Raw genomic sequence first — 9,183 nt, 5'->3', positions numbered from 1 at the left:
ACAGGTGAGAGTCCTGTCCGCCGAAATCCTAAGGTTTCCTGGGGAAGGTTCGTCCGCCCAGGGTTAGTCGGCCCCTAAGTCCAGGCTGAAAAGCGTAGACGATGGGAAACGGGTTTAATATTCCCGTACTGCCGGTTGAACATTTGAGTGATGGAGGGACGCAGGAAGCTAAGCTGGCTGCCGATTGGAAATGGCAGTCCAAACTTGTAGGAGGTTCCGATAGGCAAATCCGTTGGGACAACTCTGAGAAGTGACGGGACGCTGCGGCTACGGCCAAAGTGGATCAGCCGATGCTCTGCTGCCAAGAAAAGCTCCTAGCGAGTTCAACAGGTGACCGTACCAAAACCGACACAGGTAGGATGGAAGAATATTCCAAGGCGCGCGAGAGAAAGATTGTTAAGGAACTCGGCAAATTAACCCCGTATCTTCGGAAGAAGGGGTCCTCTTTTGAGTGAATGATTTACTCTGTAAGCTCGAGAGAGGTGCAATGAAAGGGTGGCTGCGACTGTTTATCAAAAACATAGCACTATGCTAACTCGTAAGAGGATGTATATGGTGTGACACGTGACCAATGCCGAAAGGTTAAGGCAAGGGGTGCAAGCTCCGACCCGAAGCCCCGGTGAATGTCGGCCGTAACTATAACGGTCCTAAGGTAGCGAAATTCCTTGTCGGGTAAGTTCCGACCTGCACGAATCGTGTAACGATGGCCACACTGTCTCGACAATCATCTCGGTGAAGTTGTAGTTCCGGTGAAAATGCCGGATACCCGCGGTAGGACGGAAAGACCCCGTGAACCTTTACTGTAATCTGATATTGGGTTTTGGCTGCTTATGTGTAGGATAGCTGGGAGGCTTTGAAGCTGAGTCGTAAGGCACAGTGGAGCCATTGGTGAAATACCAGTCTTGAGTAGACGGAATTCTAACCTTGACCCGTGAAACCGGGCAGGGAACAGTGTCAGAGGGTCAGTTTGACTGGGGCGGTTTCCTCCTAAAGAGTAACGGAGGAGCGCGAAGGTTCCCTCAGCATGGTCAGCAATCATGCGTAGAGCGTATAGGTAGAAGGGAGCTTAACTGCGAGACCCACAAGTCGAGCAGGTGCGAAAGCAGGTCTAAGTGATCCGGCGGTTGCTAGTGGTAGCGCCGTCGCTCAACGGATAAAAGGTACTCCGGGGATAACAGGCTGATGACTGCCAAGAGTCCATATCGACGCAGTCGTTTGGCACCTCGATGTCGGCTCACCGCATCCTGGGGCTGAAGAAGGTCCCAAGGGTTTGGCTGTTCGCCAATTAAAGCGGTACGCGAGCTGGGTTCAGAACGTCGTGAGACAGTTTGGTCTTTATCCACCGTGGGCGCAGGAAGTTTGAAGAGATTAATCCTTAGTACGAGAGGACCAGGATTAACGTACCTCTGGTGTTCCAGTTGTTCCGCCAGGAGCATCGCTGGGTAGCTATGTACGGAAAGGATAAGCGCTGAAAGCATCTAAGCGCCAAGCCCCCTCTGAGATAATACTTCCCTGACCGTAAGGTCCTGAAGACTCGTTCTAGACCAGGACGTTGATAGGCTGGGTGTGTAAGCGCGGTGACGCGTTGAGCTGACCAGTACTAATTAGTCGTGCGGCTTAACCTTTACTTTTTTAACGGCACACATGCTGTGCAGTTCCCTAATCTATGCAATTCATTTTTAATGATGTTCAGAGTTTTGTGTTCCGGGTTCAGAGTTATACAGCTTGGAACTGTAAACCGAAAACTGTGAACTGAAAACCGCTTTTTTCGGTGGCTATAGCGAGAGGGATCCACCCGTTCCCATTCCGAACACGGAAGTTAAGCCTCTCTGCGGCGATGGTACTGTAGAATCGACTACGGGAGAGTAGCACGCTGCCGAATCTTTTTAAACCGTTCTGATTACTCAGAACGGTTTTTTTATAATCATATCCTTTACATCGGCGAGCATGATATTTTAGATAAAAACTCGGGGGCTGCTTGGATCCTCTGCTTCCCGGCAAAGCCGGTAGCCGGGGCGATTAAGGTCATGTCAATGCTGTTTTCTGGATCTTGTGCACCGATACGCCGTGGCGGGATCTGCTGCTCCGGGGACTGGAAGAACACGCATCGCAGATTCAGTGTTGGCGTGATAAAGGGCCATGAGAAAAACTGCCGGAGATGCTGGTGTTGAGCTGAATGAATCACATATCTTATGTTTAGCGTCTCTGATTGATTTTCCCGTCCAATCATCCATCATTCCCGTATTCTATTATTCCCTGAAAAGATGAAGTCTTTTGCGATACAATTTGAAAAACCGGTGCCGTATCAATACGGACTTAATTTACAGCACTGTCTGCTGACTGCGCGTCAGAACGGCGAAATTCCCGATACTATTCTGATTCTGCAGCACACGCCGACGATAACGCTCGGCACGCGCGGCCGTGATAATTTTCTGCTGCTGCCGCGCGAGGAGTATAAAAAACGCGGCATCGAACTTTTTCACGCCGAACGCGGGGGCGATGTCACCTATCATGCTCCGGGGCAGTGGGTGCTGTATCCGATTCTGTATCTCGGCGGACGCGGAGCGGATTCGCACGGCTATCTCGGGAATCTCGAGGAAGTTGCGCTTCGTACACTCGCTGATTTCGGCATCGACGGATTCCGTGTTGAGGGTAAAAACGGTGCCTGGACAGAGCAGGGTAAAGTTGCCGCCATCGGATTCCGTTTAAAACGGTGGGTTTCATTTCACGGTATGAGCTTTAATGTAAATCTTGATCTCACCGGATTCCAAACCATCGTGCCGTGCGGACTTATCGGCCAGCCGGTAGCGTCTATGCAGACTGTACTCGGTGAAAAGTGTCCGGCGCTGAATGAGGTGCGTGACCGTCTGCTGCAAAATTTTTCTACTGTCTGCGAACGGGAACTTAAAATTTTTCCGGCGCTCGAGAATTCGCCGCTGGCAAATTTTGCCGGATCGTAATCCGTCTGAGTTTTTTGTGATATTGCGCTTGCTATCGAGGCAGAGTGCCCGTAAGTTAAGCGCTCTTTTGAAATAATTTTGAGATTGTGAGGAAATTGTCATGGCTAAGTGTGCAGTAACAGGAAAAGGAACCCTTTCAGGCCGCCGGATCGTCCGTAAGGGGTTGAGAAAAAGCAAGGGCGGGATCGGTTTGCACATCACCAGCGCCACAAAACGCACGTTTAAAGCGAATCTGCAGCGTATTCGCGTGCGCGATGAAAACGGAACTGTTAAACGTGTTTGGGTCTCTGCCAAAGCAATCCGTTCAGGGCAGGTCACCAAGGCATAAATCTGCTTTTCGGACAAATTGCATAACCCGCTCTTTTGAGCGGGTTTTTTGTTAGAATGTATGGCCGATCAGGAAGTTAAAGCGGCCGCTGCTGCTGTTGTTATCATCGTCCCGCAAATGCGGAATAGCGTAATCCAGCCGGATCGGGAACATCGGCAGATCGAGACGGATGCCGATACCGTAACCGGAATTAATATCGCCCCGGTTGCCAAAATCAAACGTATCGTCTGTTACAGTACCGATATCATAGAACACGGCGCCGCGAATTTTATTCCATAGCGGCATGGTATATTCCGCGGTCATATACCAGCTGCTGTAACCGCCAATCGGTTCGTCAGCATCCGGCCCTCGAGAACGCGGGCTGACGCGACGGTATTTGAAAGCGCGGACGGTGCGCGGACCGCCAAGGTAGAGACGGTCGAAGACGGAAACGTCACTGCTGTTATAACCGTCTACCGTAGAGATTGCACCCTTTAGATTAAAGACGTGATCGCCGATGCTCCAGAACTGCGACGAGCGAAGTTCGAGCAGATAAATATCGGTATCTGCGCCGAGCGGTCCGCCGGAAATTTCGGCTTTGGCGGCAGAATAGTTGCCGCGTGTCGGAATATAAAACTGGTCGCGTGTATCGCGGGACAAGGTGAACCCGACTGTGGATTTCAACCGTGCGCCGTCTGCTTCTTCTCTCACAACTTCAACCGGCGCGTCACGGTGCAGGTCGTCAATTTCAAACCGTTCGAATGCATAACTGAGTGTGCCGCGTGTGAAAGTGCCCAGCGGCTTGGTTAATGAAAGGCGCGCGCCGGTGGTGATCAAATCATATTTATCGCTATAATAACCAGCTTCGCGGTGATAGAGATCGATGCCGAATGCAAGCTGGCGATCCAGAAACCACGGTTCAATAAATGAAATTTCAACGTCGTTCCGTTTCGTTCCCGCCTGCACACGCAGTTTCATTTTTTGTCCGCCGCCGACCGGCGGCCAGTTGAAAATATCAAAATTACCCTGCGAGAGTTCGGCGAAACCAACGAGATTATCTACACTTGAAAAACCGGCACCGATCAGAAAACTGCCGGTCGGTTTTTCTTTTACCTTGAATGTCAGGTCATAAGCATTTGTCACACTGCCGTCTGTTTCATCATACGAGCTGCTGACGATTTCAAAAAACCCGAGATTCCGCAGCCGGTTCTCACTGGTCTCAACGCGCTGCTGATGAAACTGCTCGCCGGGATATACTGCCAGCTCGCGCCGCAGAACTTCATCTTTTGTTTTTTCGTTGCCGCGAATGAGGATTTCATTAATTGTTGCCAGCTCGCCTTCGTGAACATTGAAACGGATATCGGCTGTTTTTGTTTCAGGATCGGTGGTGATCTGCGGCGTCACATAATTCTTAATATAACCGCGGTTACCGTAATAATGATTCACCGCATCGGCGGCGGAATGAATGGCGGCGCGCGAAGCAATATCGCCGGTACGCAAACGAATCTGGCGCTCAACCTCAACCTCGTCAAACAGTGTTATGCCATCGAGCTCAATTGTGCCGATCCGGTACTGGATGCCTTCGGCAACGGTATAGCTCAGTTTCAGTGCACCGCGGCCCAGGCTTGTTAAATCCGGCTGTTCCACCTCTACATCCAGATAGCCGCGATTCAAATAAAACTGACGGATTGCTGCCACGTCTGCTTCGGTGTATTCTGGGTGATATGCTCCAAACCACGGCGTAATCCACCACGTCTTTTTTTGTTTCAGCTCCCGGCGTAATTCACTGCGAACCACATCCGCCGCCGGATCTTTGCTGGTTTTGCCGCGCGGAACAAGCTGAGCAAAGAAGCGTCCGGTTTTAGCTGTACGGCTGTCACTCGCGAAATGATCGCCGGAAAAATCAATTTTCTTTACGCGCATGCGCGCGCCTTCGTGCACCGTAATGATGACATCCACCGTGCCGAGTATTTCATCCGGCGTCAGCTCCCATTTTACTTCAGCTCCCGGATATTTATTTTTCCGGCAGTACGCTTCTGCCTTGCGGGCCTTTTCGCCAACGACAGCTTCATCGATATAATCGCCGGGCTTCAGTTCGAGCTGCTGCCGGACTTTCCGGCTGCTTATACGCCCGTCAGTCATCACATTCAACGTTCTCAGCCGCGACCGGCCCGCCACGCTGTATACTAAATTATACGTGCCGTCCTCGCGTTCTACGAATGCACGTACATATGAAAACCGGCCGGAGCGGCGCAGATTATCCACATCGCGCGCCACCGCTGCATTCAGTTCTTCTTCATTTTCAACTTCCTGACCGGCGCGCAGTGAGGTGTAGGCCCGCACAAATGTCGCATCCAGCGGCGTTTTTTCAATATTCTCAATGCGCACGTCATTCAGCGTCAGTGCAAAAACCGGCATAGCAATTCCGGCAGCAGCTGTAAGACCCAAAAACCGAATAAAACTTTTCATACAGAACAGGGAGAATAAACGGAATTTCCAATGAGTGGAAGAATGAATAATTTAATAATTAAATTTCGCCGGCTAAATTAACAGTTCAGTTTGTGGTGTATCCCGTGCTAGGTTCCTGCTGACTCATGAAATTTTTTTTACATGATATTCTTGTCCTCATCCTGCTTTCTGCCACCGGATGCAGCACGCTTGGGCGGCAGATTGCCTATGATAATACGGTGGAAATTGCCAAGTATCCGATGAGTGATACCGCGGAAATCGGCTGGCGGATAAAAACATTCTGGACAGAGGTGCTTTTGTCGTCGTGGCGGCGTTACGTATCTTTCCCGGTTTTGAAAATTCGCAATGTTCCGGCAATCTGTTCCACCGGCGAAGAAATGAAACCCGAAATTATGACAAGATGGCTGCACCGGAGAAGCGGCGATCCAGTGGCCGGTGAAATTAAAATGCTGTTAAACGGCGATGCTTTTTTTCCTGAATTCAAAAATTCCATTCTCAGTGCAACCCGCCGGATCGATCTGAAAACCTATATTTTCGATAATGATGACGTTGCTAAAAAAATCGCCGATCTGCTGATTGAAAAGGCGCAGGAAATTCCGGTGCGGGTTCTTTACGACTCTGCCGGTACGCGCATGGCGTGGAATGTGCATGCGCCGTCGCTGCCGAAAAACTATATATATGAAGTCCGCGACATGGTCCATTATCTTGCCGCCGGTGGAATCGCTCTGCAACGCGCGTGCCACACTCTGATGACCTCAGAACATTCTAAATATTTTCTGATCGATGACCTTGCTTATTTCGGCGGCATGAATATCGGGCGTGAATACCGCTATGACTGGCGCGATGCCATGTTTGAAATCACCGGTCCGGCAGTAAATTTATTAAAAAACTATTTCAATGAATCCTGGGAATACGCCGGCGGTACCCGTCAAAAACCGGAACAGACCATTGAAAATCCTGCGCATCTGCCGGAACACATTTTTTTTGCTGTCACCACACCATTCCGCGCTCACATTTATAAAGGTCAGCTGCGCGCAATTAAAAATGCGAAACAGCGTATCTATATTGAAAATCCATATCTGTGGAATATGCCCATTGTATATCAGCTTTGTGCCGCGCGCAAACGCGGTGTGGATGTACGTGTTACTGTTCCGCGTGACGTTAATCACGGGATTGGAATCAGCGCGAATAAAAAAACGGTCAAACTGCTGCTCGACCACGGTGTGCGTGTTTTCATCTATCCCGGCATGACTCACGTCAAAGCCGCCGTTTACGATCAATGGGCGTGCTTCGGATCAGCCAATTTCGATGATTTAAGCCTGCACAAAAATTATGAACTCAATATTTTCACGTCCGACAAAGATACTGTCGAAATGATTGCCGCCGGTTTACTTAAACAAGGGCAGGGGCTTTCTACAGAAACATTCGAAATCGACATCACTCTTAAAGAGCTGTTTTTTGCCCGTTTTGCGCAGTATCTTTAAATTTTAGAGATATAAAAATGACGCAACATTGAGATTTATGTACGGCACGGTTCTGTTTATAGTCAATACGAGATGAAGAAGAACGCCGTTTGTTTAAGAGATATTGCGGAAAAAGCGGGTGTGTCACGTATGACGGTTTCGCTGGCGCTGCGCGATGATTCACGGATTGCTAAAGACACCCGCGCCCGTATTCAGAAAATCGCGAAAGAGTTGAAGTACCGTCCGAATCCGAAAGTGGCGAAAGCGATGGCGACCCTGGCGCGCGTGCCGTATATTCAGGCTGGCGAACGGCTGGCGTTTTTAACGAGTGATACAACTGAAAACGGCTGGAAAAAGTGGAGCCATCACCGCGAAAATTTTGAAGGAGCAAAAGCGCGTGCGCTGGAATACGGGTATGAATTGGAGCCATTCTGGTTGCGTCAGCCGGGAATGACATCGGAGAAAATGAGCAAGATGCTGTGGACGCGCGGAATTGACGGCGTGATGATTGCGCCGTTGAGCGAAGATGTTCTGCAGACCGGCAAAAAACTGTTTGCGTTTAACTGGGACCATTTCAGCGTCGTTGAGCTTTCCGAAACGATGGACGCACCGCGTTTTGACTGCGTCCGGCATGATCATCTGGACGGCATGTTTTCGGCACTGCATGAGCTGGAAAATCTCGGTTACCGGCGAATTGGTTTTCTACTGGGACGAACATTAGATGTCCGGACACGGCACCGTTGGACGTCAGCGTATTTGTTTTGGGGAAATGCACGGAAGCTTCATCTGCCGGTTTTGTTTTATGATCAGCTCAATCTTTTGCACGCGGTTCAGTGGATTCAGAAGAATAAGCTTGAAGCAGTAATTACGCTGGAAACATCGCTTTATCTGAAACTGCCGGCCGCCGGAATTAAAGTTCCTGATGATATCGGCGTGGCGGTGCTGGATCATCCGTCGGAAGATCACGGGATTATTTCCGGCATTCATCAGAATGCGGCGGCGATTGGTGCGGCGGCTACAGATATGCTGGTGAATCTGGTGCGGCGCGGTGAAAAAGGCATTCCAAAAATGCCGGGGCAACAGGTTTGTTCAGGTTTCTGGGTCGCAGGAAAAACAACACGCCGGATTGGGTCATCGCTGGAACCCTGTCCATTATATATGTAGCTGCTTATAAACATTATTTTCGCCAGTAAACCGGAGCGTACCCGAAAAATGTTTTGAAGGCGCGGGAGAATGCGCTGGCGCTTTGGAACCCGCAGCGTTCAGCAACTTCTATCAGTTTAATGCCCGGGGTACTCATTAACTGAATTGCGCGGTCAAATTTTATCTGCGCAATAACATCGCGCGGTGAACGTTCAAAAACTTCATGAAAGAGCCGGCGGAGATGGGCGACAGAAACTCCGGCGGCTTTTGCAATATCCAGCTGCCCTGGGTTGTCTTCCATGTGATCGTTATACCATTGGAGCGCCTTTTGCACACATTGCTGAGAATGCGATCGGATATGTTCGCCATGCTGTTTAACGCACGCCGTATAAGCTAGAAAGCAGAGCTCAAAAAGAATATGCTGATGGCAGATAAATGCGCCCTGTCCGAAATCAGTCTGATACGACTTTGCATCTTCTGTTAACTGTCGCAATTGGCTGCATTGCGCTGCAGTCAGGCTGATGATTAAATATCCCGAAGCGGATGTTTCACAGTAATGCTCAATTGCCGGCGGAATTGAACGGAATTGAAAAACGGCGACTTCCGCCGGTTTAGATGAATTTCCGGTCCATCCGTGTTGATATTTGGGAGGAAATATCCATAGCGTCCGGGAGTGCAGAAAATCCGGACCTTCCGGGAAAAGTATTCCGATTTCACCGTTAATAACAGCCTGAAATTCCCAGTAATTCCGGATAACGGGAGCAAAAGGTTTTTGGCCGTACTGTCGCAATCCATAACCAAGGTATGTAAGCATAACGGCACGATAGATTTTTATGAGCGA

The 9,183-nt window shown here is 49.8% G+C and carries 6 protein-coding genes, 2 rRNA genes and 1 pseudogene (1 of these 9 only partly in view); 7 read left to right on the top strand and 2 right to left on the bottom strand.

Features of this window, described 5'->3' with window-relative positions; translation table 11 throughout:
* The 5 genes and pseudogenes from WC959_03560 to rpmB form a co-directional block, all read left to right on the top strand.
* A 23S ribosomal RNA gene (locus WC959_03560) occupies positions 1-1,625 on the top strand; it begins 1,313 nt to the left of the window's first position.
* Positions 1,626-1,767: 142 nt separating this feature from the next.
* Positions 1,768-1,882 (top strand): 5S ribosomal RNA (gene rrf, locus WC959_03555).
* A gap of 96 nt (positions 1,883-1,978) precedes the next feature.
* Positions 1,979-2,137 (top strand): annotated as a pseudogene (locus tag WC959_03550) (transposase).
* 127 nt (positions 2,138-2,264) lie between these two features.
* Positions 2,265-2,960, top strand: coding sequence for a lipoyl(octanoyl) transferase LipB (lipB, locus tag WC959_03545; protein MFA5688212.1), 696 nt, complete (start codon positions 2,265-2,267; stop codon positions 2,958-2,960).
* Between the two features lie 100 nt (positions 2,961-3,060).
* Positions 3,061-3,288: a 50S ribosomal protein L28 gene (gene rpmB / locus WC959_03540; GenBank protein MFA5688211.1), complete on the top strand. Its 228-nt coding sequence runs from the start codon at positions 3,061-3,063 to the stop codon at positions 3,286-3,288.
* Positions 3,289-3,339: 51 nt separating this feature from the next.
* Here the strand turns inward: rpmB and bamA are convergent, their stop codons facing one another.
* Positions 3,340-5,736 (bottom strand): outer membrane protein assembly factor BamA, encoded by a 2,397-nt coding sequence (gene bamA, locus WC959_03535; protein ID MFA5688210.1) that lies wholly within the window; start codon positions 5,734-5,736, stop codon positions 3,340-3,342.
* Between the two features lie 125 nt (positions 5,737-5,861).
* Between bamA and WC959_03530 the strand changes: the two genes are divergently transcribed.
* Together WC959_03530 and WC959_03525 are read left to right on the top strand one after the other, a co-directional pair.
* Positions 5,862-7,220: a phosphatidylserine/phosphatidylglycerophosphate/cardiolipin synthase family protein gene (locus WC959_03530; GenBank protein ID MFA5688209.1), complete on the top strand. Its 1,359-nt coding sequence runs from the start codon at positions 5,862-5,864 to the stop codon at positions 7,218-7,220.
* A 72-nt stretch (positions 7,221-7,292) separates the two neighbouring features.
* Positions 7,293-8,363: a LacI family DNA-binding transcriptional regulator gene (locus tag WC959_03525; protein ID MFA5688208.1), complete on the top strand. Its 1,071-nt coding sequence runs from the start codon at positions 7,293-7,295 to the stop codon at positions 8,361-8,363.
* Positions 8,364-8,376: 13 nt separating this feature from the next.
* Here WC959_03525 and WC959_03520 read toward each other — a convergent pair whose 3' ends face one another.
* Positions 8,377-9,156: an AraC family transcriptional regulator gene (locus WC959_03520; protein MFA5688207.1), complete on the bottom strand. Its 780-nt coding sequence runs from the start codon at positions 9,154-9,156 to the stop codon at positions 8,377-8,379.
* Positions 9,157-9,183: the final 27 nt, after the last annotated feature.

This window comes from Kiritimatiellales bacterium, assembly GCA_041656295.1.
Lineage (GTDB): Bacteria > Verrucomicrobiota > Kiritimatiellia > Kiritimatiellales > Tichowtungiaceae > Tichowtungia.
Note: the sequence above shows the minus strand (reverse complement) of the source record. Positions and strands in the feature narration are given on the sequence as shown.